The following is a 23,806-nucleotide window of genomic DNA, read 5'->3' as shown; positions in this document are numbered from 1 at the left end:
CACCACCGTGCCATGGCCGCTCGCCCTTCAGAGCAAGCGCCGTTCTCTCTCCAAAACTTTTTGCAGAACCTTCAGGACACTATCGTCGCAGGAATGAGCGAGGCGCTGGGACTGCCAATCTTTCCCACTGAGGGGGAGATGCCAAGTGGTGGCTAAAAGGGCAGGACAGAGGGGGTGACGGATCACTCCGCTCAAAATCACTATGCCGCGGAACTCGCTTCCCGGCCGATGCGCAGCCAAAGCGCCTTTTCGCCGAGGCTGCCAACCATGCCCGCGTGTGCTGCGCGCTCGGCATCGGTCAGGCGCGAGGGCAAGGCGATGGGCCTGACGCCGATCGAAATGTCGATATCGTCGACATTCTGTCGTCCGCCCGCCGGCGTCATGATGCTGTCGAGGATGAGGCTGGCCTGCTTGCCGCCGATAAGCTCGATATAGACCTCGGCCAGCAATTCAGAATCGAGCAACGCGCCATGCTTGGTGCGACGGCCATTGTCGATGCCATAGCGGCGGCAGAGCGCGTCGAGCGAATTGGGACCCATTGGATGCTTGCGGCGCGCCAGCGCCAGCGTGTCTACGATCCGTCCCGGATCGATGGCCGGATGACCAAGCCGGCCGAATTCGAGGTTGAGGAAGCCGATGTCGAAGCCGGCATTATGGGCGACCAGCTTGGCGCCGTCGATGAAGGCCAGGAACTCCTCGGCGATCTCCATGAAAGTCGGCTTGCCCTGAAGATCGGCGGCGCTGATGCCGTGCACGGCCTGCGCCTCGTGATGAATCGGGCGGCCTTGTGGGTTGATGTATTTGTGGAAGGTGCGGCCGGTCGGAAAGCGGTTGACCAGCTCGATGCCGCCAAGCTCGATGACGCGGTCCTCGCGCGTGTCGAGGCCGGTGGTTTCCGTATCGAAGATGATCTCACGCATCGAATCAGTCCATTGGTTCCGCGTCATTCTAGCCGAATCACACCCGGAACAAAATGGCAACAAGTAATGTGGGCTGCAAGCCTCTTAACCCGGACTGGCTGCTTTATCCCCGACTAGTTCGGCGACGATCGCATTGACAGCCGCGCGGGCGGCGTCAAAGCCCTGGCCGGTGTCGACGACGAAGTCGGCGCGCCGGCGCTTTTCGGCGTCGGGAACCTGCCTGGCCAGGATCGACGCAAACTTTTCCTCGCTCATGCCCGGGCGCGCCAGCACGCGGGCGCGCTGGATCTCGGCCGACGCGGTGACGACCACAACCTTGTCGACGCGATCGCGGCCGCCGGTCTCGAACAGCAGCGGTATATCGAGCACGGCAAGTGGCGCGCCGGCGGCACGATTTTGCGCCAGAAAGGCATCGGCGTCGGCACGGACCAGCGGATGGATGATCGCTTCCAGCCGTTTCAGCGCGGCGGCATCGCCGAGCACCCGTTCGGCCAACTTTGTGCGATCGACCGCACCGGATCGGGTGGTCCCGGGAAAGACCGCCTCGACCATGGGGGCGGCCTTGCCGGCATAGAGGCGATGCACCGCCTCGTCGGAATCATGGACCGGCACGCCGGCCTCGGCAAACATCTTTGCCGTGGTCGACTTGCCCATGCCGATCGATCCGGTGAGGCCGAGCACGATCATGGCTTCGCGCCGATATCGGCAATGATCATTTGCCGCAGTTCGGCGGTGACCTGCGGCCTGGTGCCGAACCAGCGCTCGAAGCCGGGCACCGCCTGGTGCAGCAGCATGCCGAGCCCATCGACGGTCTTGAGGCCGCGCGCGCTGGCTGCGGCGAGCAACGGCGTTTCCAGCGGAACATAAACGATGTCGGTGACGATGGCGCGGTCGGGCAGTCTGCCCGGATCGGCGGACAGGCCTTCATTGCCATGCATGCCGAGCGCTGACGTGTTGACCAGCAGGCCGGCATCTTCGAGCAACTCGCCGGTCGCCGCCATGCCATGGGCGGAGACGCCGGCACCGAAGCGGTCGCGCAGCTCCTGCGCCCTCGCAAGCGTCCGGTTTACGATGCGGATATCGTTGACGCCGCGTTGCTTCAGCGCATGGATGACCGCGCGAGCGGCACCGCCGGCACCGAGCACAACGGCCGGGCCGTCGGCCGCCCAACCCGATGCATACTCGTCCAGATTGGCGGCAAAGCCATGGGCATCGGTATTGCCGCCCCACAATTCGCCATCCTCAAACCACAGTGTGTTGACCGCACCGATTTGTTCGGCCGCGTCGTCGCGGCGCGCCGCCAATGCGAAGGCGGCCTCCTTGTGCGGGATGGTGACGTTGCCGCCGCTATAGCCTTGTGCCTGCAGCGTTTGCAGGAATTCGGCAAACGCTTCTGGCGCAACGTCAATGGCCTCGTAGACGCCGTCGATGCCGTATTTCGCCAGCCAGTAGCCGTGGATCTTCGGTGACCTGGAATGGCCGATCGGGTGGCCGGTGACGAAGGCTTTTTTCGAGGCCTCAGCCATCGATCGCCCCGAGATCACGCAGCTTGGCCAGCACCGGCAAAAGCGGCAGGCCAACAATGGTGAAGTAGTCGCCCTCGATCTTTTCGAACAGCTGGATGCCCTCGCCTTCGATCTGGTAGGCACCAACGCTGGACAACGCCTTGGCGCCGACGCGCGCCAGATGGCGGCCGATGAAGGCCGGATCGAGCTTGCGCATGGTCAGGCTGGCGATGCCGACATGCCGCCACAGAACCTGGCCGTCACGGGCCAGCACGACGGCACTGTTGAGCTGATGCGTCTTGCCCGACAACGCCAGCAGATGACGGCGCGCGCCTTCCATGTCGGCCGGCTTGTGGAACAGCTCGTCGCCGAGCGACAGCGTCTGGTCGCAGCCGAGCACCAGGGCGCCGGGCTTGCGCTCACTGACTTCGGTGGCCTTGGCCTCGGCAAGCACCAGGGCGACGTCCTCCGGCGACACGCCACTATTTTGCAGCGGCGCCTCCAGCGCACGTTCGTCGACAGAAGCCGGAACCGCTTCGACCACAACGCCGGCATTGACAAGCAGCGCCTTGCGGAACGGGCTGCCCGAGGCAAGGATGATTTTTTCGGCCATTTTTTTCGCCCGTTTTCTGGCGCTCACTAGGGTGTGTCGAGATTCAGGTCAGGCCGCGCCGAGAGTGGTGGCTTCCGAGAACCGGAGCGGAGTGTACTTAAAGTACGTGAGCACCGGAAGCGCAGGAAGCCGCCGTTTGTAGGCCGGCATCACCTGAATATCACACGCCCTAGCGCGTCTTGCCGCGCAGGGCAACGATAGCCGCCGCCGTCTCCTCGATCGAACGGCGGCTGACATCGATCATCGGCCAGCCATGCCGTGTGCAGATCTGGCGGGCGTAGGCGAGTTCTTCGGCGATCGCGGCGCGGTCGACGTAATCGGTCGGCTCGTAGGCGCTGTTGCCGAGAACGCGGTTCTGCCGGACCTGGGAGATGCGCTCGGCAGTGGCGATCAGGCCGACGATCAGTGGCCTCCTGGCGTAGACCAGGCTTTCCGGCACCGGCACGCCGAGCACGATCGGGATGTTGGCGGTCTTGATGCCGCGATTGGCGAGATAGATGCTGGTCGGCGTCTTCGAGGTGCGTGAGATGCCGACAAGCACGATGTCGGCATCATCCATATTGGCCGGCAGCTGGCCGTCATCATGCTCCATGGTGAAATTGAGCGCGTCGATGCGGCGAAAATATTCGGCGTCCAGCACATGCTGGGCGCCGACGCGGCGGCCGGCCGGCGTGCCGAGATAGGACTGGAACACCGTCAGCACCGGCTCCAGTACCGAGACGCAAGGCAGGCCCATCGCCGCGCAGCGTTCATCGATGCCACGGGCAAGCTTCTGGTCGACGACGGTGTAGAGGATGATGCCCGGCTCCTCCTCGATGTCCTCGAACACTTTCGTCACCTGTTTTTCGGTGCGGATGAGCGGGTAGATGTGTTCGATGGCGCGCGCATCCTTGTATTGCGCGGAAGCGGCGCGGCCGGCGGCCAGCAGCGTTTCGCCGGTGGCGTCGGAAATCAGGTGAAGGTGAAAGAAGCTCTGCGGTTTGTTCACAGGATACATTCCAGGCTGTGGGCCGATGTGGATAAGCCGGGCGGAAAACTCGGCCACCGCCAAGCGACTGTATCAGATGCCGGTTTGTCCACAATTCGATGTGCTGTCGGCTTCTTCGGGCGGTTGGGGACAAGTCCGGGGACGGAGCTTTTTGCCTTCGCTTCATCCACAAGGGCAAGTTCCTTGGCCTGGCGGCAACGCATTGACTCCAGTCGGAAATTCCCGGCTTTCCACAAAGTCCTGCAATCCCGTTGGAGAAGCGCGCGACAATATGCTGGCTGGTCTTTTCCAGGGCAAAGCGGGACAGGAGACAACCACCACAACCAACAGACTCTTAGAATCATAAGATTCCTAAAAATAGAATATTTAATTATAGGGAAGCCTGGAAAGGCGAGCGCTCAATGCCTCAAGACCGGATCGTGCTGGACGTGTTGAGAGGCAAGGCAGCGTTTCCGCCGCCGCTCTGGATTATGCGCCAAGCCGGCCGCTATCTGCCGGAATACCGGGAGACGAGGAGACGGGCCGGATCGTTCCTCGATCTTTGCTACGACCCGGATCTCGCCGTCGAAGTGACGCTGCAGCCGATCGAACGCTTCGGCTTCGACGCATCGATCCTGTTTTCCGATATCCTTGTCGTGCCGCATGCGCTCGGCCGCGACGTGCGCTTCGAGGAAGGACGCGGCCCGCTGTTGACGCCGATCTCGGCTGCGGAGATCGAGGCTCTCGACGGCGAAACGTTTCACGTGAATCTCGAGCCGGTCTACGAGACGGTGCGGCGATTGCGCGCCAGACTGCCTGATGAAACGACGCTGATCGGCTTCTGCGGTGCGCCCTGGACGGTGGCGACCTACATGATTGCCGGCCACGGTACGCCCGACCAGGCGCCGGCCAGGCTGTTCGCCTATCGCGAGCCGGCGGCCTTTCTTCGGCTCCTGAAAGTGCTCGCCGATCATTCGGCTGCCTATCTGATCCGGCAGATCGAAGCCGGCGCCGACGTGGTGCAGATCTTTGATTCGTGGTCCGGTGTGCTCGACGAAGCGTCTTTCGAGTTGTTCTGCGTCCGGCCGGTGGCCGAGATTGTCCGGCAGGTGAAGGCTGTCCATCCCGACGTTCCGATCATCGGCTTTCCCAAAGGCGCCGGAGATCACTACCGGAGCTATCGCCAGACGACCGGCGTGACCGGGCTGGGCCTCGACTGGACCGTGCCATTGTCGACTGCGAAGGAATTGCAGCGTGACGGCGCCGTGCAAGGCAATCTCGATCCGCTGCGGCTGGTGGCCGGCGGCAAGGCGCTTGCCGACGGCGTGGGGGCGATCCTGAAGGTGTTAGGGGACCGGCCGCTGATCTTCAACCTCGGCCACGGCATCACGCCGGAGACGCCGCTCGCGCATGTCGAGCAGATGGTCAAACTGGTGCGGAGCGCGTCGTGACGATGATGGGCGCAGACAATGCGAACAGCACGAACAGCGGTAGCGGGGCGACGCGCCGCGCGGCAATCGCGATCGCCATTTTCCTCGTGCTGGCCGGGCTGCTGTTTCTCTTCGGGCCCGATGATTTCTATCCCTGGGCAAAGGCGATCCATGTGATTGCCGTCATCTCCTGGATGGCGGGCATGCTCTATCTGCCGCGCTTGCTGGTCTATCATGCCGATGCCGAAAAAGGCTCCGTCCAGTCGGAGACCTTCAAGGTAATGGAGCGCCGCCTGCTGCGCGGCATCATCAATCCGGCGATGGTGATTACCTGGGCGTTCGGCCTGTGGCTCGCCTGGAAAGGCTTTGGTTTTCAAGGCGGCTGGCTGCATGCCAAGATCGCTGCGGTGGTGGGTCTGTCGGCCGTGCATGGCTATTTCGCCGGCGCCGTCCGGAAATTTGCCGAAGACCGCAATGAAAAACCGGCAAGGCACTGGCGGATCGTCAATGAGATCCCCACATTGCTGATGGTCGTCATCGTCGTCCTGGTTATCGTGAAACCATTCTGACGTATTCGGTGCCCGCAAAAGGCGGCTTGCTCTTTCACCCGACCGACGATAAAAGACGGGTCTTCCTTCCCGTCATGCGCCGCCCGTCATCGCTTTCGGCCGCGCCCGGCATTTGTCGCATCCCGCCGATATTTTTCCCAAAGCTCATTCAGAGTCCGTCCATGCAAGAAATGAAACTCACCGAGTTCAAGAACAAGAAACCACCAGAGTTGATCGCCTATGCGGAATCGCTCGAGGTCGAGAACGCCAGCGTCATGCGCAAGCAGGAGCTGATGTTCGCGATCCTGAAGAAGCTGGCGGCACAGGATATCGAGATCATCGGCGACGGCGTCGTCGAAGTGCTGCAGGACGGCTTTGGCTTTCTGCGCTCGGCCAACGCAAATTATCTGCCAGGTCCCGACGACATCTATATTTCACCCTCGCAGATCCGGCGGTTTTCGCTGAAGACCGGCGATACGGTTGAAGGCCCTATCCGCAGCCCGAAAGAGGGCGAGCGCTATTTCGCGCTGCTCAAGGTCAACACAATCAATTTCGACGATCCGGAAAAAATCCGCCACAAGATCCACTTTGACAACCTGACGCCGCTCTATCCGACCAAGCGGCTGAAGATGGAGATCGACAATCCGACCACCAAGGACATCTCGCCGCGCGTGATCGACCTGGTCGCGCCGATCGGCAAGGGGCAGCGTGCGTTGATCAATGCGCAGCCGCGCACCGGCAAGACGGTTCTCATGCAGAACATCGCCCACTCGATCACCGCCAACCATCCGGAATGCTATCTGATCGTGCTTCTGATCGACGAGCGGCCGGAGGAGGTTACCGACATGCAGCGCTCGGTGAAGGGCGAGGTGATCTCGTCGACCTTCGACGAGCCGGCGGTACGCCATGTCCAGGTTGCCGAGATGGTGATCGAAAAGGCCAAGCGCCTGGTCGAGCACGGTCGCGACGTGGTGATCCTGCTGGATTCGATCACGCGTCTCGGTCGCGCCTACAACACCGTCGTGCCGTCATCCGGCAAGGTGCTGACCGGCGGTGTCGACGCGAACGCGCTGCAGCGGCCGAAGCGCTTCTTCGGCGCCGCCCGCAACATCGAGGAAGGCGGCTCGCTGACCATCATCGCCACCGCGCTGATCGACACCGGCAGCCGCATGGACGAAGTCATCTTCGAAGAGTTCAAGGGCACCGGCAACTGCGAAATCCAGCTCGACCGCAAGGTGGCCGACAAGCGCATCTATCCGGCCATGGACATATTGAAGTCCGGCACCCGCAAGGAAGACCTGCTGGTTTCCAAGCAGGATCTGCAGAAGATCTTCGTGCTGCGCCGCATCCTGGCGCCGATGGGAACTACCGATGCCATCGAGTTCCTGATCGACAAGCTCAAGCAGACCAAGACGAATGCGGACTTCTTCGATTCGATGAATACGTAGGGTTGGGGGCTGGCCGTTGCCTTCGTCATCCTCGGGCTTGGCCCGAGGATCCATGCCGTGAGCTCTACCGGAGAAAGCAGCGGAGCAGAATTTGCGCCGTTGCAGCGCGCGAAAGTCACGGCATGGATCCTATGGTCTGCGCTGCGTCGCTTCACTCCTTGCTTCGCCATAGGATTACGAATCCTATCTTCGGCGCAATAACCCTTCCAGCTCTTCAGCTTCCGTTACCACCGGCAGGCAGACCTGCCCCGTGCACAGCCAGGCGCCGGGCTCGGCCGTTGGCGGCAGGACGCCGCCCGGCAAGGCCGGCAGATTTGTCGCCGAGCCAACAGGCACGACGATGTCCACCCGACGTGGGTCCGGATTTCGATTCGCAACCGGAACAAGCCTTGGATTCTCGGGTTTATCCACGATCACCAGTTTCAGCGGTTCGAGCGCCAGGGCACAGGCATTGACGATTCCTGCCTGGCCATAGGGCTGGTGCTCCGCCCGCCCGGCCGCATGCTCGGCGACTGTCCAGGCTTTTTCCCAGAGTTCGAGATCGCGGGTCAGCGACGACAATCGGACCATGGCTTCGATGATCTGCCCAGTGGCGGAAGGAATGGCCTCGTCGACATCGCCGCGGATGCGGATCGGCACATCCGTGCTGTTCGATGCGGTCAGATAGTAGCCGGTCTTGTCGCTGTCCCGGTGCCAGAGATCGAGTTGCTCAATGAAGTTCCCGGCGCGATCGATATAGTCGGGATTGCCGGTCGCCTCGAACAGCGAGACCGCCGCATTGGTCATGGCGGCATAGTCGCTCGAAAGAGCCGGGAACAGCCTCTTTGCGCCGAGCATGGAATGCGACAGACGGTTATCGTGCCCGGCAGCCGCAATGGCGGCAAAGGCCGCTGCCGCCGCTACGATCCAGTCGGATCGGCCAAGCGATCGCCCGGCCTCTGCAAGCGCTGCGATCATCAGACCATTCCAGTCGGTCAGTGCCTTGCCGTCACGCCCTGGCCGGATGCGCTGTGCCCTCGCCGCGAGCAATTTTTCTTTCAGCGGGACGAGCTGTTGGCGGTCGATCACACTTTGCGTCTGCTGGGCTTCTGTCTGGCGGATGATCGGCTTGCCCTCCCAGCCGTGCGGGTCGGCAAGTGTGAAGTAGTTGAAAAACAATGCTGATTCGTCATCAAGGGCAAGCTCGACCTCATCCTTGCTCCAGGTATAGAACAGCCCTTCTTCCCCTTCGCTGTCGGCATCGAGACTGGCAGCGAAGGCACCGCCCTCGACCCGCATTTCGCGCAACAGCCAGGCAATCGTCTCTTCGATTCGCAACCGGAACAATTCCTTGCCAGTTGACGCATAGGCCCAATTGCACAGCCGGACGAGTTGGGCATTGTCGTAGAGCATCTTTTCGAAATGCGGCACCAGCCATTCGGCGTCGGTCGAGTAGCGACTGAGGCCACCGCCGACATGGTCGTAGATGCCGCCGGCCAGCATCTTTTCGAGGCTGAGGAGAACGGCGTCACGATGGGCTGCGGTGCTGTCGCGCAGCCAGGACAGCCAGAGGCTCTGCATGAACGGCGCGTTGGGGAATTTGGGTGCGCCGCGCAGGCCGCCCAGCTCGCGGTCGATCATGCCGTCAATGCCGTTGGCGAGCTTCGCTAGCGTGTCGCTGTCGAGTACGGCCTTGGCATGGCTGCCCGCCAGCCGCGCCTCGACATGCGTAGTCAAACCGTCGGCGCTTTGGTTAACGCTTTCTTTCTTCTCCCGCCAAGCCTTGTCGACCGCCTCCAGCACCTGGACGAAGCCCGGGCGCCCGTAGCGGGCTTCGCGAGGGAAGTATGTGCCGCCCCAGAACGGCTTGCCGTCCGGCGTCAGGAACATGGTCAGCGGCCATCCGCCCTGCTCGCCCATCGAGGACAGCGCCGCCATGTAGATCTGGTCGATGTCGGGGCGCTCCTCGCGGTCGACCTTGATATTGGCGAAGAGACGGTTCATGACGGCGGCGACGCCGTCGTTCTCGAAGCTCTCATGCGCCATGACGTGGCACCAGTGGCAGGCAGCGTAGCCGACTGACAGCAGGATCGGACGCTGCAGCGCCTGTGCTTCGGCCAGAGCGGCAGGCGACCATGGCCGCCAGTGCACCGGATTGCCGCTGTGCTGCTGCAGATAGGGACTGGCCTCGTCGGCAAGCAGGTTTTGTGCAGGCAATGTCACGGCGCAACTCGATGGTGGATTGAACAGGCATAGCTAGGGCGCTTCGGCAGAGCGGGCAAATGATTTCAAAAGACTCCATCGTGGCACTGTCGAGCGGGCGCCTGCCGGCCGGCATTGCGGTGATCCGAATTTCGGGGCCGCAGAGCCGATTCGTAGTCGAAACGATTGCCGGATCGGCCGTGCCGAACCGCGTTGCTAGCTATCGCAAGTTACGGGCGCCGGACGGATCGGTGCTGGACAGCGGCCTGGTCGCCTTCTTTGCCGGTCCCGACAGTTTTACCGGCGAGGACGTTGCCGAGTTCCATGTGCATGGCGGACGCGCCGTCGTGGCGAAGATGCTGGAAACGATCACCTCCTTCGACGGCGTCAGGCATGCCGAGCCGGGTGAATTCACCCGCTGCGCCTTTGTCAACGGCAAGCTCGATCTGGTCGAAACCGAGGCGCTGGCCGATCTCATCAATGCCGAAACCGAGGCGCAGCGGCGCTTTGCCGTGCACAATGCCGAAGGCGTGCAGAGCGAACTCTATCTGGGCTGGCGCCGACGGCTGATCCACGCCCGCGCGATGATCGAGGCCGAGATCGATTTTGCCGACGAGGACGACGTGCCGGGTTCGGTCGCCGACACAGTCTGGTCCGACGTGCGGGCCATGATCGCCGAGATCGAGCGCCATGTCGCCGGCTTCCGCGCTGCCGAAATCATTCGCGACGGGTTCGAAGTCGTCATCCTCGGTGCGCCGAATGCCGGCAAATCCAGCCTGTTCAACGCACTGGCGCGGCGCGAGGCGGCGATCGTCACCGATGAGCCGGGCACGACCCGCGACTTGCTGGAGGTGGTGCTGGACCTCGAAGGGGTGCGGGTCCGGGTAACCGACACCGCCGGTCTGCGCGAGGCGCCCGGCAAGATCGAGGCGATCGGCATCGAGAAGGCCAGGGCCAAGGCGCACAGTGCGGACCTGCTGTTGCTGCTTGAGGAGATGGCTGAGCCAATGGCGATCGGTGTGCTGCCGGGCGCCATTCCGGCGCTGAGGGTCGGAACGAAGGTTGATCTTCTGAGGGGCAAATCACCCTCGCCTGCGGCGCACTACGATATCGCTATCTCGACGCAGGACGGCACGGGAGTGGCCGAATTGCTGGACGAGATCGGGCGGCACGCCGCAGCGCAGATCGGCCAGGCCGGCGATATCCTGCCGTCGCGGCTGCGGCACGTCGAGCTGCTCAATGAGACGAAACGCTTCCTGCTTGCGGCAGCGGCAAGTAGTGACCGCGGACAGGAATTGCGCGCCGAGGAACTGCGCCTGGCGGCGGATCGGCTCGGACGAATCGTCGGCGCGGTCGATGTCGAGGACATGCTCGACGTGATCTTTTCGCAATTCTGTATTGGGAAATGACTCACGTGAAACATTGGGAAGAATACGCCCCAGTGATTCACGTGAAACGCTGGGCGGTCAGTGGAGGGCATTGTTTCACGTGAAACGATTCGCTGTGCAAATGTCGCAGGTGCTGCAGGTTGAGGGGGTTAGGTGCAGCTCTTGCTTTCTCCCACAAGGGGAGAAGGCAGACAGGGCAGCGCCGGGCGTTCTCTATCTGCAATGGTCAGCGCAGTTATGCGCCTGAAGCCTCTCTGTTCTTGACAGCTCGTCCCGGCGGGCACATGTGTCGGCAGATTCGAACCGGAAGATACAGATGACCAATCGCTATGATGTGGTTGTGGTGGGTGGCGGCCATGCTGGGTGCGAGGCGGCCAGTGCTGCCGCGCGTGCCGGCGCCAGAACCGCGCTGGTGACGCTGCGCTTCGACACGATCGGTGTGATGTCCTGCAACCCGGCGATTGGCGGCCTCGGCAAAGGCCATCTGGTTCGCGAGATCGATGCCATGGACGGGCTGATGGGGCGCGTCGCCGATGCGGCCGGCATCCAGTTCCGTCTGCTCAACCGTCGTAAGGGGCCAGCGGTCCGCGGTCCGCGGACGCAAGCCGACAGGAAGCTCTATCGGCTCGCCATGCAGGCGGCAATCCGGCAGCAGGCCGGCCTCGATGTCATTGAAGGCGAGGTGCTGGACTTCGACATCAATGACGGGGAAATCGACGATGGGCGCATCACGGCGGTGCTGCTGGAGGATGGAAGCAGGCTCGCCTGTGGCGCCGTGGTGCTGACGACCGGCACCTTTCTGCGCGGGCTGATTCATATTGGCGAGAAGAAAATCGTCGCCGGCCGCATGAACGAGCAAGCGAGCATCGGCCTGTCGGCGACGATGAGCCGCGCCGGCTTCAGGCTCGGGCGGCTGAAGACCGGCACGCCGCCGCGGCTGGACGGCAGGACGATCGATTGGGCGTCGCTTGAGAGCCAGGCGGCGGATGAAGATCCCGTGCCGTTCTCGCTGCTCACCGACCGCATCGAAAACCCGCAGATCCATTGCGGGATTACGCGCACGACCAATGCCACGCATGAGCTGATTCGCGCCAATCTTGGCCGCTCGGCGATGTATTCGGGGTCAATCGAAGGCGTCGGGCCGCGTTATTGCCCGTCCATCGAAGACAAGATCGTCAAGTTCGGTGACCGCGAAGGCCACCAGATTTTTCTGGAGCCAGAAGGGCTCGACGACGACACGGTGTACCCGAACGGCATCTCGACCTCGCTGCCCGAGGACGTACAGCTCGACATCCTGAAAACCATTCCGGGGCTGGAGCGGGCAACGATGCTGCAGCCCGGCTATGCCATCGAATATGACCATGTCGACCCACGCGAACTCAAGCCGACGCTGGAAACCAAGCGGATCGCCGGGCTTTACCTCGCCGGCCAGATCAACGGAACCACCGGCTACGAGGAGGCTGGCGCGCAAGGGCTGCTTGCCGGCTTGAATGCAGCGCGCAAGGCGTCGGCGAGCGATGAAATCGTGCTAAGCCGCACCGAAGCCTATATCGGCGTGATGGTCGACGACTTGACCAGCCGCGGCATCGCCGAGCCCTACCGCATGTTCACCTCGCGGGCCGAGTTCCGGCTGTCGCTGCGTGCGGACAATGCCGATGAGCGGCTGACGCCGCTGGCGATGAGACTGGGGATCGCCTCGCCGGAGCGAACGCAACGGTTCAACACTGTCGTGCAAGACCTTGATAAGGCGCGGCAGCTCGCCCTCGGCACCACGATGACCCCGAATGAGGCGGCGCGCCATGGGCTCGAGATCAACCGGGACGGCGTACGCCGCTCGGCCTATGAGTTGCTGGCCTATCCCGGTGTCGACATCGCCTGGCTGGGGCGCATCGAACCTGCTTTTGGAGCAATCGACGCCAAAACGGCCGAACGTCTTGAAACGGAAGCCAAATATTCCGTCTATCTCGACCGCCAGCAGGCGGACGTCTCGCAGATCAGGCTTGAGGAGAGCCGGCTTATTCCCGAGTCGCTCGACTTTGCTTCTGTTCCCGGCCTGTCCAATGAGCTGAAGCAAAAGATGCTGGCACGCCAGCCGCGTTCCATCGCTGACGCGCAGCGTATGGAAGGCATGACGCCGGCGGCGCTGGCGATTATCGTCGCGCATGTCCGCAACGCCGAGGCGGCCGCGCGAAAGCAGGTCGCGTGAGCGCTGCGTCCTGGGCGAACCTGCAACAGGCAGCAGGCCCGGTTTCACGTGAAACATTCGATCGTCTGGTCGAGTTCGAGGCCGTCTTCCAGAAATGGAATCGCCGGATCAATCTGGCCGCGCAATCGACGCAGGACGATGTCTGGCGCCGCCACATCCTCGACAGCGCGCAACTGGCGCGAATCAAACCAGACGCGAAGCGCTGGGTCGATCTCGGCTCCGGCGGCGGTTTTCCCGGGCTTGTGCTGGCCTTTCTAGTGGTCGAGCGTGAAGGGGCCAGCATCGACCTGGTTGAAAGCAATCGGAAAAAAGCATCGTTCCTGCAAGCGGTCGTCGGACAGTTCAGCCTGCCTGCCAAGGTCATCGCGCGACGCATAGACGACAGCTATCCTCTTGTTCCTGCACCGCAAATCGTCACGGCCAGGGCGCTCGCCTCGCTGCCGGCCCTGCTCCACCTGGCGGCGCCGTGGCTTACGAAGGGCGCGCGCGGCCTGTTTCACAAAGGCCGGGATTACCGCGCCGAAGTGGCAGAAAGCGCTCAACGATGGTCTTTCGATCTGGTAGAACATGCCAGTGTAACCGACGCGCAGGGCGTCGTTCTCGAAATATCCGACTTGCGACAGCACCCTGGCTAGTGACCGGCGACCCCGAATGAATTTCTGGCATAGACCCATGATGAAGAACGGCCCCCGAATCATCACCGTCGCCAACCAGAAGGGCGGCGTCGGCAAGACGACGACGGCCATCAATCTGGCCACCGCGCTGGCCGCTATAGGCGAACAGGTGCTGATCGTCGATCTCGACCCGCAGGGCAACGCCAGCACCGGGCTTGGCATCGACCGGCGCGACCGCACCGTCTCGTCCTATGATGTGCTGACCGGCGAACTCGACCTGGAAGCGGCGGCGATCCCGACGGCGGTGCCCGGCCTGTCGATCGTGCCGTCGACGCTCGATCTGCTCGGCATCGAGATGGAAATCGCCTCGGCGCCGGACCGGGTGCTGCGGCTGCGCAACGCGCTGCGGGCTTCGGCCGAGCGCTCGGCCAATTTCGGCTATGTGCTGATCGATTGCCCGCCTTCGCTCAATCTGCTGACGCTGAATTCGATGGCTGCGGCCGATTCGGTGCTGGTACCGCTGCAGTGTGAATTCTTCGCGCTGGAGGGCCTGAGCCAGCTGTTGGAGACGGTCGAGCAGGTGCGCCGTTCAATCAACCCCGATCTGACGATCCAGGGCATCGTGCTGACGATGTTCGACGGGCGCAACAATCTCGCCAACCAGGTGGTGCAGGATGTGCGGGCGCATATGGGCGATAAGGTCTATGAAACCGTCATCCCGCGCAATGTCCGCGTTTCCGAGGCGCCGTCCTATGGCAAACCGGCGATTCTCTACGACCTCAAATGCTCGGGCAGCCAGGCCTATCTGCAGCTTGCTTCGGAAGTGATCCGCCGCGAGCGCAAATTGCGTGCCGCCTAACAGTAGCCAACAAGCGATTCGATACCGAAACGATCTGGACGGACGATGAACGAAGACCCTTCGAGAAAGAGACTGGGCCGGGGATTGGCGGCCCTGATCGGCGAAATCGATCGCCCGGCGGCACCGGAAAAGCCGGGGCTGGCGGCCGACGGCAAGGTGCCGATCGAGTTCCTCAGCCCTAACCCGAAAAACCCGCGGCGGCATTTTGGCGACGCCGACCTGACCGACCTCGCCCAGTCGATCCGCGAACACGGCGTGGTGCAGCCGGTGGTGGCGCGGCCGTCGAAAACCCAAACGGGCCGCTACGAGATTATCGCCGGCGAGCGTCGTTGGCGTGCGGCGCAACGCGCCGGGCTGACCGAAATCCCGATCATTGTGCGCGATGTCAACGATCGCACGGCGCTCGAACTGGCGATCATCGAAAACGTCCAGCGCACCGACCTCAACCCGGTCGAGGAAGCGCTGGGCTACCAGCAGCTGATCGACGACCACGGCTATACCCAGGCCGATCTCGGCCAGGTGATCGGCAAGAGCCGCAGCCATGTCGCCAACACGCTGAGGCTGCTCAAGCTGCCCGACGTCATTCGCGACATGCTGGTCGATGGGGCGCTGTCGGCCGGCCACGCCCGTACCTTGGTGACGGCCGACGACCCGGCCGGGCTCGCCAAGCGGATCATCGATGAGGGGCTTTCGGTGCGCCAGGCCGAGGCGCTGGCGCAGATGCCGGTCGGCGCGCCGGCGGCAAAACGCCCGCCCGCCGCACCGCCGCAAAAGGATACCGACACACTGGTGCTGGAGCGGCAGATGACCAGCACGATCGGCATGATCGTCACGATCGAGCACAACCAGCGCGGCGGCGTGATCAGCGTCGCCTACCGGACGCTGGAGCAGCTCGATGAGCTTTGCCGAAGGCTGAAGCGGGAGTAAGTGGGGCCTGGTACCTTAGCCGGCAAACTACTCGTGAATCGGCTGCCGTTCTGACAAGAATTCGCTCCTGTTTCGGGTGTTGGCGCCGCCCTCATCTGCCTGCCGGCATCTTCTCCCGTATAGTGACGGGGAGAAGGGCGCTGTCTCTGACGGTTTTGCCGATTTCCACCGTTGCAAGAAGGGTGCCGGCGTCGCGGCCGGCTTCTTTCTCCTCGTTTACGGGGAGAAATGCCCGGTAGCGCAATGAGGGGCGGCGCCAGCCTCAATGATTGGTCGTCTCCGACTGAGTTGAAGCCACCATCTGCTCGAAGCGCGCTTACCTCTGCGCCAGCCTTGCGCTTTCCACGGCAATGCCGAGCAGCGCCTGGCGTGCCAGCGCGGTCGACAGATCGGGCCGCCGGCGCGTCTGCAGCACCGCCGTCTGCAAGCGGGTCAGGGCGCGGCCGAGCGCCTCGCTGCTCCAGCGTTCGAGGGCTTTCTCGACCAGCTTGCGCCTGGAGAAAAACACCGGCGGGCGCGCCGCGGCTACGACCGAAGCGGCATTGCGGCCGCCGGCGTCCATCAGGCCGCGCATCGCCTTGATCGTCTGCAACTGCCGCATCGCCGATGAAAGCACCAGGAAGGGCTGGCCGCCGGACTGGCAATGGCGGGTGAAGGCGGTGTCGAAGTCGGCGATCCTGCCTTCGAGCAGGGCGTCGACGGCCGCATCGAAGGAGAGGCCGGAGACATCCCCGGATGTCGCCTTGACGTCGTCGAGGCCGATTTCGGCCTGGCCATGTGCATAAAGCACCAGCTTTTCGATCTCGCCGCGCGAGGCCAGCCGGTCGCCGCCGAGGTTGCGGCGCAGCGCCTGCCGAGCCTCCAGCGTCATCGACATGCCAGCCTTGCGCAGTTCGTCGTCGATGACCGTGTCAATGTCCCTGGCCTCATCGGCGTAGCAAGGCAGAGCCATGGCATTGTCCGCCGCCTCCACCACGGCGCGCAGGCCGACGCCCTTCTTCAGGTCGCCGGCCTCGATCAGGATAATGGCATCGCGCGGTGGCTCGGCGGTCAGCGCCCTGACGTCGTCGGCAAGCGCCTTCTGAGCCCCAGCGTTGCGCACCCATAGCAGGCGCCGCTCCGAAAACATCGGCATGGTGCGCGCCTCGTCGAGCAGGCGGCCCTCGTCGCGATCGACCTCCGATCCGTCCAGCCTGACCACCGAGAACGGATCGTCGAGCGGCAGGCCGGTCCTGGCGGCAAAGGCCTTTGCCCGCTCGGCGACCAGCCCACGATCGGGACCGTAAAGCAGCACGACCGAGACGCGCGGATCCGGCTTCGCGAGCCATGAATCGACCTCGTATGCTTTCTTCTGTACCATGGTGTTGTGGTTAGCATGGCGAGAGCTCCGGGTGAACCACAGGCGCCGGCCTGCTAGTTCTTGTCCTCGGGGGATTGCAGGATGCTATCAGGCTTGAACGAAGTATCGGCAGCACCGAGGCGTTCATAGTCCGTCATTGCCGCGTCAAGCGATTTGTCTTTCTCGACCGACCACAAAGTCACTGAGGCCAGATAATTTGTGAAGGCGTTCTGCTCTCTTGCGAAAATGGCGGCCAAACGCGAGTCGTTTTGGAAAAGGCGATCGAGTTCCTGTTTGATTGCAACGTCATTCTTCGCCAGCGACCGTATAGCCCATACAGCCGATGCCACCGTCATCACACGCATCATGTCTTTTGATGCCTGGCTCTTGGGGCACCCATATTTCCGGCATGCAGCGACAATCATGATATTCTCGGGGCGACCTGGAGCCACCGCACCCGCGAATTTCCCCATAACAAGGCCGATGCGGATTGCGTCCGCCGCGATGCCGTCACGGCTGGTCGAAGATTTTCCAGAATATGATCTATGTAGGACAAGTCTCCTGTCGCCATATAGGCGCCAAGCAGCAGATCATTGTCCAACGGGACAAAGAGGGGTGTCAACGTTTTCAAAGGCATGGCACCGGGGGATGCTGCATCCTCCAGCTTTCGGCTCGACGCGAAACGCCGCGGTTCGTCCGTGAGACCAGCCTTGTGCAGAGCGGCCAGATAAAGGTCAGCCGCGCGATCGGAGGGCACGCCATCCAGCAGTTTTCGTCGCATCTCCGGCGAGCCGTCGAACAATGCAGCGAAAAACCCGGTTATCGTTCCGTTTTCAGCGCTGGACGGAGCTTGATCCAAGGTTGTGATAAGCCGGTCAATGCAGGCAGCATCCCTCGTGCGATAGTACGTGCCGATGCAATCGTCCGACTGAGCGAAAGCTGGTCGACCGGATCCAACCAGAAAAGCTACAATCGCCAAAGCGACGACGGCCCTCGATCTGCCTTGCATTCCCGCCTCTCTCACAACGATGCCGTCAGGATAAGGTCCTGAATGGTAGGCGCAACTTGAATCGCTGGATGTGCGGGCTCGTCAAAGGCAAGCTCACCCCGGGACATATCGTCTGTTGCGGCAATCGTCGGCAAATTTCTGCTAAGTTGCGTGCTGCCGTCCAACATCGACAAGAAATTTCGCAGACACATCTTCATCTTGTGCGCGGCAGGCTGCATCGGCGGGAGCCGAAGGACCGAAGCCCTGCCCGACGAATTGGCACGGGTCCGGCGGTGTGCAAATATCTTGGCCGGGCAACAGTGGAGGACCGAGATCATGGCCGATGCCGGAATGTTGCGCTTCCATGTTCCGGAGCCGGAGGTGCGGCCGGGCGGCACGCCGGATTTTTCAGACGTGACCATCCCCAAGGCCGGCTCGGTGCCGCGCCCCGAGATCGACGTCGATCCGCGCACCATCCGCGATCTGGCGTTCTCGATCATTCGTGTGCTCAACCGCGCCGGCGAGGCGGTCGGGCCGTGGGCCGGCCTGCTTTCCGACGAGGAACTGCTGGAGGGGCTGCGCCATATGGTGACGCTGCGCAGCTTCGATGCGCGCATGCAGATGGCGCAGCGCCAGGGCAAGACTTCCTTCTACATGCAGCATCTCGGCGAAGAGGCGGTGAGCTGCGCCTTCCGCAAGGCGCTGGCGCCGGGCGACATGAATTTTCCGACCTATCGGCAGGCTGGGCTGCTCATCGCCGACGGCTATCCGATGGTCACGATGATGAACCAGATCTATTCGAACGAGGCCGATCCGCTGAAAGGCCGACAGCTGCCGATCATGTACTCGTCGAAGGAGCACGGCTTTTTCTCGATCTCCGGCAACCTGGCAACGCAGTACATCCAGGCAGTCGGCTGGGCGATGGCTTCGGCGATCAGCAATGACCAGAAGATCGCCGCCGCCTGGATCGGCGACGGCTCGACCGCCGAGTCCGACTTCCATTCGGCGCTGGTGTTCGCCTCGACCTACAAGGCGCCGGTCGTGCTCAACGTCGTCAACAACCAGTGGGCGATTTCGACCTTCCAGGGGATAGCCCGGGGCGGCTCCGGCACTTTTGCTGCCCGCGGACTGGGCTTCGGCATCCCGTCGCTGCGCGTCGACGGCAACGACTATCTCGCCGTCCATGCGGTGGCCAAATGGGCGGCGGAGCGGGCGCGCAACAATCTCGGGCCGACGCTGGTCGAATATGTCACTTACCGCGTCGGCGCCCATTCCAGCTCCGATGACCCGTCGGCCTACCGGCCGAAGGCCGAGTCCGACGCGTGGCCGCTCGGCGACCCGATCGTCAGGCTGAAGAACCACCTCATCCAGCGCGGCGTCTGGTCGGACGAACGCCACGCCCAGGCCGAGGCGGAAATCCTCGACACGGTGATTTCGGCGCAGCGGCAGGCCGAGCGCCACGGCACGCTGCATGCCGGCGGCAAGCCCTCGGCGCGCGATATGTTCGAGGGCGTCTATGCCGAGATGCCGCCGCACCTCAGGCGCCAGCGCCAGCAGGCGGGAGTTTAACCATGCCGCGACGGACCATGATCGAGGCAATCCGCGACGCCATGGACGTGTCGATGGCGCGCGACGGGCGTGTCATCGTCTTCGGCGAAGATGTCGGCTTCTTCGGCGGCGTCTTCCGCTGTACGCAAGGCCTGCAGGCGAAATACGGCAAGAGCCGCTGCTTCGATGCGCCGATCAGCGAATCCGGCATTGTCGGCGCGGCCATCGGCATGGCCGCCTACGGGCTGAAGCCTTGCGTCGAGGTGCAGTTTGCCGACTATGTTTATCCGGCCTATGACCAGATCGTCTCGGAAGCGGCGCGGCTGCGCTATCGATCGAACGGCGACTTCACCTGCCCGCTCGTGGTCAGGATGCCCACCGGCGGCGGCATTTTTGGTGGCCAGACCCACAGCCAGAGCCCGGAGGCGCTGTTCACCCACGTCTCCGGGCTGAAAGTCGTGGTGCCCTCGAACCCGCATGACGCCAAGGGCTTGCTGATCGCCGCGATAGAGGATCCCGACCCAGTGATCTTCCTGGAACCGAAGCGGCTTTATAACGGACCCTTCGACGGTCATCACGAGCGGCCGGTAACACCATGGTCGAAACATGAGCTTGGCGAAGTCGCCGACGGCCATTACACGGTGCCGCTAGGCAAGGCGGTGATCCGCAGACAGGGCGCTGAGATCACCGTACTTGCCTACGGCACGATGGTCTATGTCGCCCAGGCGGCGGCCGAGGAGACCGGCATCGATGCCGAGATCATCGATCTGAGAACGCTGCTGCCGCTCGACCTCGAGACGATCGTCGCCTCGGTCAACAAGACCGGGCGCTGCGTGGTCGTGCACGAGGCGACGCTGACATCGGGGTTCGGCGCCGAACTTTCGGCGCTGGTTCAGGAGAACTGCTTCCACCATCTGGAGGCGCCGGTGGCGCGGGTCACCGGCTGGGACACGCCCTATCCACATGCGCAGGAGTGGGACTATTTTCCCGGTCCTGCGCGGCTAGGCCGCGCGCTCGTCGAAACGATGGAAGCCTGAGGGGGAAGACGATGGGCGAATATGTCATCAAGCTACCCGATGTCGGTGAAGGCGTCGCCGAGGCCGAGCTGGTCGAATGGCAGGTCAAGGTCGGCGATCTCGTGCGCGAGGACGCCGTGCTGGCCGCTGTGATGACCGACAAGGCGACGGTCGAGATTCCCTCGCCCGTCGATGGTGAGATCCTCTGGCTGGGTGCGGAGATCGGCGACACGGTGGCGATCGGCTCGCCCATCGTGCGCCTGAAGGTGGCCGGCGAGGGTAACGTCAAGCCGCCACGGGACGTTGAGGCGGGCGCCAAGCGTACCCCCACCCCTAACCTTGCCGGGGCGAGCCACGGGTCTCGCCCGTCCTTCGGACCCCCACAAGGGGGAGGGGGACGAGCTTCGGCTCCCAAGGCCGACGCCAAACCAGTCCCACCTCCGTCAGGAAGCGCTTCTGTGCGCGAAAGTGAGCCGGCAACGGAATTCCCCTCCGGCGGGGGTACTGCGCCGATCTCCGGCGCGCGGCGTCCGGAGGGCGAGAAGCCGTTGGCTTCGCCGGCCGTCCGCCTCAGGGCGAAAGAGGCCGGCATCGACCTGCGGCAAATTGTGGGGAGCGGCCCGGCCGGCCGTATCCAGCATGAGGACATCGAAGCTTTCCTGGCGCGCGGACCCGGGCCCGCCAAGATTTCCGGGCTTGTCCGCAACGAGGCGGTCGAGGATATCAAAATAGTCGGGCTCAGGCGAAAGATCGCCGAGAAGATGACGCTGGCCAAATCGCGCATCCCGCACATCACCTATGTCGAAGAGATCGACGTCACCGCGCTCGAGGATTTGCGCGCCGCGCTCAACAAGGAGAAGCGGCCGGGCGCGGACAGGCCGAAGCTGACGCTGCTGCCGTTTCTGATGCGGGCGATGGTCAAGGCGATCGCCGACCAGCCAAACCTCAACGCGCTGTTCGACGACGAGGCGGGCATAATCCACCAGCATGGCGGGGTCCATATCGGCATCGCCGCGCAGACCCCGTCGGGGCTGGTGGTGCCGGTGGTCAAGCACGCCGAGGCGCGCGACATCTGGGATTGCGCAGCCGAGGTTGTCAGGCTGGCTGAGGCGGCAAAATCCGGCACGGCGACGCGCGACGAGCTCTCTGGATCGACCATCACCATCACTTCGCTCGGGGCCATGGGCGGTGTGGCGACGACGCCGGTGATCAATCATCCGGAAGTGGCGATCCTCGGCGTCAACAAGATGATGATGCGGCCGGTGTGGGACGGCACCCAGTTCATCCCGCGCAAGATGATGAACCTGTCCTCCAGCTTCGACCACCGCGTCATCGACGGCTGGGACGCTGCGGTGTTCATCCAGCGGATAAAGGCGCTGCTGGAAACGCCAGCGCTGATTTTTGTGGATTGAGGAGATGAATAGAATGTTGCGGCGGTGCGGAACGATCGGGAGGCTGGAGGGACAGCGCCCCCCTCTGCCTTGCCAGGCATCTCCCCCACAAGGGGGGAGATTGGCAGTTTCCGCGCTCCGACCGCTCCTGCGACGGCGGCGATTGGCGAAGGCGGAGGCGAGATCCAATCTCCCCCTTTGTGGGGGAGATGTCCGGCAGGACAGAGGGGTGCGCGAAGGATCGCCACAGAGCGCCCTTTTCCGAGCCGCTGCATGGGGCACGACATGAAGGAAATCTCCTGCAAGCTGCTCGTCATCGGCGCCGGCCCCGGCGGCTATGTCTGCGCCATCCGCGCCGGCCAGCTTGGCATCGACACGGTTATCGTCGAGTTCGGCAAACCGGGCGGCACCTGTCTTAATGTCGGCTGCATCCCGTCCAAGGCGCTGATCCATGCGGCCGAAGAGTTCGAAAAGGCGTCGCACATGGCCGGCGGCAAGAGCCCGCTCGGCATTTCAATCGCAACACCATCGATTGATCTCGAAACGACCATCGCCTGGAAGGACGGCATGGTTAGCCGGCTTAACAGCGGCGTTGCCGGCCTGTTGAAGAAGGCCGGGGTCAAGACCGTGCACGGCTGGGCGAAATTCCGTGACGGCAAGACCGTCGAGGTCCAGACCGAAACCGGGATGCAGGTGGTCCGCGCCGAGACGGTGGTGATCGCCACGGGCTCGGCGTCGATCGAATTGCCGTCGCTGCCCTTCGGTGGCTTGGTGATATCGTCCACCGAAGCGCTGGCGCTGAGCGAAATGCCGGAAAGGCTTGCCGTCGTTGGTGGCGGCTATATCGGGCTGGAGCTCGGCATCGCCTTCGCCAAGATGGGCGCCAAGGTGACCGTGGTCGAGGCTTTGCCGCGCGTACTGGCGCAATATGATGCCGAACTGACCCGGCCGGTGGTGAAGCGGCTCGCCGAGCTCGGGATCGAGGTGCTTGTGGGCGCCAAGGCCAAGGGGTTGTCGACCAAGGGCGATGCGCTGCTGGTCGAGACGAAGGACGGCAAGAATGCCAAGATCGTTGCCGACAGGATTCTGGTCACCGTCGGGCGCAAGCCGGTGGTCGAAGACTGGGGGCTCGAGCAGATCGACCTCGACATGGCGGGAAAATTCATCCGCATCGACGACCAGTGCCGCACCTCGATGCGCGGCATCTTTGCCGTAGGCGACGTCACCGGCGAGCCGATGCTGGCGCACCGGGCGATGGCGCAAGGCGAAATGGTCGCCGAGATCGTCGCCGGCCACAAGCGCAGCTGGGACAAACGCTGCATTCCCGCTATCTGCTTCACCGATCCGGAGCTGATCACCGCAGGCCTGTCGCCGGAGGAGGCAAAGGCCCGTGGCGAGATCAAGGTCGGATTGTTCCCCTTCGCCGCCAATGGCCGGGCGATGACGAAGATGGGTGAGGAGGGCTTTGTCCGGATCGTTGCCCGCGCCGACAACCATCTGGTGCTCGGCATCCAGGCGGTCGGCCAAGGCGTGTCGGAACTGTCGACGGCCTTCGGCCTGGCACTGGAGATGGGCGCGCGTCTGGAGGACATTGCCGGCACCATCCACGCCCACCCGACGCAAGGGGAGGGTTTTCAGGAAGCGGCGCTGAAGGCGCTCGGGCGGGCGGTGCATGTTTGAGGGCAGGTGATCTCCCCCCTTGAGGGGGAGATGGCCGGCAGGCCAGAGGGGGTCGGTTCGACTGGATGCGACCTCCCTTGCGACAGATGGAGGTTAGCGCTCTACGCGAGGCGACCCCCTCTGTCGCCTTCGCCGACATCTCCCCCCCTCAAGGGGCAGGGGAATCGCATATGGCGATTTTGGGGTTGAGTTTAGGCTGAGAAAGGATTCTTTGGAGAGGCAGTTGAGCGAAGGAGCG

Annotated in this window: 21 protein-coding genes; 12 read left to right on the top strand and 9 right to left on the bottom strand. The window is 63.3% G+C overall.

What is annotated here, in order from left to right; genetic code table 11:
• Window positions 1–200 precede the first annotated feature (200 nt).
• The 5 genes from dnaQ to NKH43_RS32570 form a co-directional block, all read right to left on the bottom strand.
• Complete coding sequence (gene dnaQ / locus NKH43_RS32590; RefSeq protein WP_023718762.1) at window positions 201–920, bottom strand: DNA polymerase III subunit epsilon; 720 nt, start codon at window positions 918–920, stop codon at window positions 201–203.
• Window positions 921–1,004: 84 nt separating this feature from the next.
• Window positions 1,005–1,607, bottom strand: a complete 603-nt coding sequence (gene coaE / locus NKH43_RS32585) for a dephospho-CoA kinase (RefSeq protein ID WP_352592217.1) — start codon at window positions 1,605–1,607, stop codon at window positions 1,005–1,007.
• Window positions 1,604–2,446 (bottom strand): shikimate dehydrogenase, encoded by an 843-nt coding sequence (locus NKH43_RS32580; protein WP_352481330.1) that lies wholly within the window; start codon window positions 2,444–2,446, stop codon window positions 1,604–1,606. Before NKH43_RS32580 ends, coaE begins: the two co-directional genes overlap by 4 nt.
• Window positions 2,439–3,038 (bottom strand): Maf-like protein, encoded by a 600-nt coding sequence (locus NKH43_RS32575; protein ID WP_352592214.1) that lies wholly within the window; start codon window positions 3,036–3,038, stop codon window positions 2,439–2,441. The genes NKH43_RS32580 and NKH43_RS32575 overlap by 8 nt, the downstream gene beginning before the upstream one ends.
• A 169-nt stretch (window positions 3,039–3,207) precedes the next feature.
• Complete coding sequence (locus tag NKH43_RS32570) at window positions 3,208–4,026, bottom strand: pyruvate, water dikinase regulatory protein (protein ID WP_023718758.1); 819 nt, start codon at window positions 4,024–4,026, stop codon at window positions 3,208–3,210.
• 401 nt (window positions 4,027–4,427) lie between these two features.
• Here NKH43_RS32570 and hemE point away from each other — a divergent pair, with 401 nt between their 5' ends.
• The 3 genes from hemE to rho all read left to right on the top strand — a co-directional run bounded on the left by hemE (window position 4,428) and on the right by rho (window position 7,431).
• On the top strand, window positions 4,428–5,456 hold the full coding sequence (gene hemE / locus NKH43_RS32565) for a uroporphyrinogen decarboxylase (RefSeq protein WP_352481328.1): 1,029 nt from the start codon (window positions 4,428–4,430) through the stop codon (window positions 5,454–5,456).
• 5 nt (window positions 5,457–5,461) lie between these two features.
• On the top strand, window positions 5,462–6,004 hold the full coding sequence (gene hemJ, locus NKH43_RS32560) for a protoporphyrinogen oxidase HemJ (RefSeq protein WP_084642637.1): 543 nt from the start codon (window positions 5,462–5,464) through the stop codon (window positions 6,002–6,004).
• Between the two features lie 161 nt (window positions 6,005–6,165).
• Window positions 6,166–7,431, top strand: coding sequence for a transcription termination factor Rho (rho, locus tag NKH43_RS32555; protein ID WP_023718755.1), 1,266 nt, complete (start codon window positions 6,166–6,168; stop codon window positions 7,429–7,431).
• Window positions 7,432–7,614: 183 nt separating this feature from the next.
• Here the strand turns inward: rho and NKH43_RS32550 are convergent, their stop codons facing one another.
• Window positions 7,615–9,633: a thioredoxin domain-containing protein gene (locus NKH43_RS32550; protein WP_352861627.1), complete on the bottom strand. Its 2,019-nt coding sequence runs from the start codon at window positions 9,631–9,633 to the stop codon at window positions 7,615–7,617.
• Window positions 9,634–9,692: 59 nt separating this feature from the next.
• Between NKH43_RS32550 and mnmE the strand changes: the two genes are divergently transcribed.
• The 5 genes from mnmE to NKH43_RS32525 all read left to right on the top strand — a co-directional run bounded on the left by mnmE (window position 9,693) and on the right by NKH43_RS32525 (window position 15,606).
• The gene (gene mnmE, locus NKH43_RS32545; protein ID WP_352861626.1) at window positions 9,693–11,021 is read left to right on the top strand and encodes a tRNA uridine-5-carboxymethylaminomethyl(34) synthesis GTPase MnmE; all 1,329 of its coding nucleotides are present in this window, start codon (window positions 9,693–9,695) and stop codon (window positions 11,019–11,021) included.
• A gap of 295 nt (window positions 11,022–11,316) precedes the next feature.
• The gene (gene mnmG / locus NKH43_RS32540; RefSeq protein ID WP_352861624.1) at window positions 11,317–13,206 is read left to right on the top strand and encodes a tRNA uridine-5-carboxymethylaminomethyl(34) synthesis enzyme MnmG; all 1,890 of its coding nucleotides are present in this window, start codon (window positions 11,317–11,319) and stop codon (window positions 13,204–13,206) included.
• Complete coding sequence (rsmG, locus tag NKH43_RS32535; RefSeq protein ID WP_352593567.1) at window positions 13,203–13,841, top strand: 16S rRNA (guanine(527)-N(7))-methyltransferase RsmG; 639 nt, start codon at window positions 13,203–13,205, stop codon at window positions 13,839–13,841. Before mnmG ends, rsmG begins: the two co-directional genes overlap by 4 nt.
• A 37-nt stretch (window positions 13,842–13,878) precedes the next feature.
• Window positions 13,879–14,679, top strand: coding sequence for a ParA family protein (locus NKH43_RS32530; RefSeq protein WP_084642633.1), 801 nt, complete (start codon window positions 13,879–13,881; stop codon window positions 14,677–14,679).
• Between the two features lie 45 nt (window positions 14,680–14,724).
• On the top strand, window positions 14,725–15,606 hold the full coding sequence (locus tag NKH43_RS32525) for a ParB/RepB/Spo0J family partition protein (protein WP_352861622.1): 882 nt from the start codon (window positions 14,725–14,727) through the stop codon (window positions 15,604–15,606).
• A 316-nt stretch (window positions 15,607–15,922) separates the two neighbouring features.
• On the opposite strand, the gene holA is transcribed toward NKH43_RS32525, so the two are convergent.
• The 3 genes from holA to NKH43_RS32510 are packed head-to-tail and all read right to left on the bottom strand — an operon-like array spanning window position 15,923 to window position 17,954.
• A complete protein-coding gene (holA, locus tag NKH43_RS32520; protein WP_352861620.1) occupies window positions 15,923–16,966 on the bottom strand; it encodes a DNA polymerase III subunit delta in 1,044 nt (347 codons plus the stop codon).
• A 53-nt stretch (window positions 16,967–17,019) separates the two neighbouring features.
• A complete protein-coding gene (locus tag NKH43_RS32515; protein WP_352861618.1) occupies window positions 17,020–17,370 on the bottom strand; it encodes a hypothetical protein in 351 nt (116 codons plus the stop codon).
• Window positions 17,367–17,954, bottom strand: coding sequence for a hypothetical protein (locus NKH43_RS32510; RefSeq protein WP_352861617.1), 588 nt, complete (start codon window positions 17,952–17,954; stop codon window positions 17,367–17,369). Before NKH43_RS32510 ends, NKH43_RS32515 begins: the two co-directional genes overlap by 4 nt.
• A 315-nt stretch (window positions 17,955–18,269) precedes the next feature.
• Between NKH43_RS32510 and NKH43_RS32505 the strand changes: the two genes are divergently transcribed.
• From NKH43_RS32505 to lpdA, 4 genes are all read left to right on the top strand, one after another.
• Complete coding sequence (locus tag NKH43_RS32505) at window positions 18,270–19,502, top strand: 3-methyl-2-oxobutanoate dehydrogenase (2-methylpropanoyl-transferring) subunit alpha (RefSeq protein ID WP_352861616.1); 1,233 nt, start codon at window positions 18,270–18,272, stop codon at window positions 19,500–19,502.
• A 2-nt stretch (window positions 19,503–19,504) separates the two neighbouring features.
• Window positions 19,505–20,518 (top strand): alpha-ketoacid dehydrogenase subunit beta, encoded by a 1,014-nt coding sequence (locus NKH43_RS32500; protein WP_352861614.1) that lies wholly within the window; start codon window positions 19,505–19,507, stop codon window positions 20,516–20,518.
• Window positions 20,519–20,529: 11 nt separating this feature from the next.
• The gene (locus NKH43_RS32495; protein WP_352481320.1) at window positions 20,530–21,909 is read left to right on the top strand and encodes a dihydrolipoamide acetyltransferase family protein; all 1,380 of its coding nucleotides are present in this window, start codon (window positions 20,530–20,532) and stop codon (window positions 21,907–21,909) included.
• 264 nt (window positions 21,910–22,173) lie between these two features.
• The gene (lpdA, locus tag NKH43_RS32490; protein WP_352861630.1) at window positions 22,174–23,568 is read left to right on the top strand and encodes a dihydrolipoyl dehydrogenase; all 1,395 of its coding nucleotides are present in this window, start codon (window positions 22,174–22,176) and stop codon (window positions 23,566–23,568) included.
• The last annotated feature ends 238 nt before the right edge of the window (window positions 23,569–23,806 follow it).

The sequence above is a fragment of the Mesorhizobium sp. M1163 genome (assembly GCF_040318415.1).
Lineage (GTDB): Bacteria > Pseudomonadota > Alphaproteobacteria > Rhizobiales > Rhizobiaceae > Mesorhizobium.
This window is presented reverse-complemented; position numbering and strand designations above follow the sequence as displayed.

What these genes read in the sequence shown, in the direction of transcription:
- dnaQ (WP_023718762.1), bottom strand. Translation starts at nt 920, where the DNA reads ATGCGTGAGATCATCTTCGATACGGAAACCACCGGCCTCGACACGCGC.
- coaE (WP_352592217.1), bottom strand. Translation starts at nt 1,607, where the DNA reads ATGATCGTGCTCGGCCTCACCGGATCGATCGGCATGGGCAAGTCGACC.
- NKH43_RS32580 (WP_352481330.1), bottom strand. Translation starts at nt 2,446, where the DNA reads ATGGCTGAGGCCTCGAAAAAAGCCTTCGTCACCGGCCACCCGATCGGC.
- NKH43_RS32575 (WP_352592214.1), bottom strand. Translation starts at nt 3,038, where the DNA reads ATGGCCGAAAAAATCATCCTTGCCTCGGGCAGCCCGTTCCGCAAGGCG.
- hemE (WP_352481328.1), top strand. Translation starts at nt 4,428, where the DNA reads ATGCCTCAAGACCGGATCGTGCTGGACGTGTTGAGAGGCAAGGCAGCG.
- hemJ (WP_084642637.1), top strand. Translation starts at nt 5,462, where the DNA reads ATGGGCGCAGACAATGCGAACAGCACGAACAGCGGTAGCGGGGCGACG.
- rho (WP_023718755.1), top strand. Translation starts at nt 6,166, where the DNA reads ATGCAAGAAATGAAACTCACCGAGTTCAAGAACAAGAAACCACCAGAG.
- mnmE (WP_352861626.1), top strand. Translation starts at nt 9,693, where the DNA reads ATGATTTCAAAAGACTCCATCGTGGCACTGTCGAGCGGGCGCCTGCCG.
- mnmG (WP_352861624.1), top strand. Translation starts at nt 11,317, where the DNA reads ATGACCAATCGCTATGATGTGGTTGTGGTGGGTGGCGGCCATGCTGGG.
- NKH43_RS32530 (WP_084642633.1), top strand. Translation starts at nt 13,879, where the DNA reads ATGATGAAGAACGGCCCCCGAATCATCACCGTCGCCAACCAGAAGGGC.
- NKH43_RS32525 (WP_352861622.1), top strand. Translation starts at nt 14,725, where the DNA reads ATGAACGAAGACCCTTCGAGAAAGAGACTGGGCCGGGGATTGGCGGCC.
- holA (WP_352861620.1), bottom strand. Translation starts at nt 16,966, where the DNA reads ATGGTACAGAAGAAAGCATACGAGGTCGATTCATGGCTCGCGAAGCCG.
- NKH43_RS32515 (WP_352861618.1), bottom strand. Translation starts at nt 17,370, where the DNA reads ATGATTGTCGCTGCATGCCGGAAATATGGGTGCCCCAAGAGCCAGGCA.
- NKH43_RS32510 (WP_352861617.1), bottom strand. Translation starts at nt 17,954, where the DNA reads ATGCAAGGCAGATCGAGGGCCGTCGTCGCTTTGGCGATTGTAGCTTTT.
- NKH43_RS32505 (WP_352861616.1), top strand. Translation starts at nt 18,270, where the DNA reads ATGGCCGATGCCGGAATGTTGCGCTTCCATGTTCCGGAGCCGGAGGTG.
- NKH43_RS32500 (WP_352861614.1), top strand. Translation starts at nt 19,505, where the DNA reads ATGCCGCGACGGACCATGATCGAGGCAATCCGCGACGCCATGGACGTG.
- NKH43_RS32495 (WP_352481320.1), top strand. Translation starts at nt 20,530, where the DNA reads ATGGGCGAATATGTCATCAAGCTACCCGATGTCGGTGAAGGCGTCGCC.
- lpdA (WP_352861630.1), top strand. Translation starts at nt 22,174, where the DNA reads ATGAAGGAAATCTCCTGCAAGCTGCTCGTCATCGGCGCCGGCCCCGGC.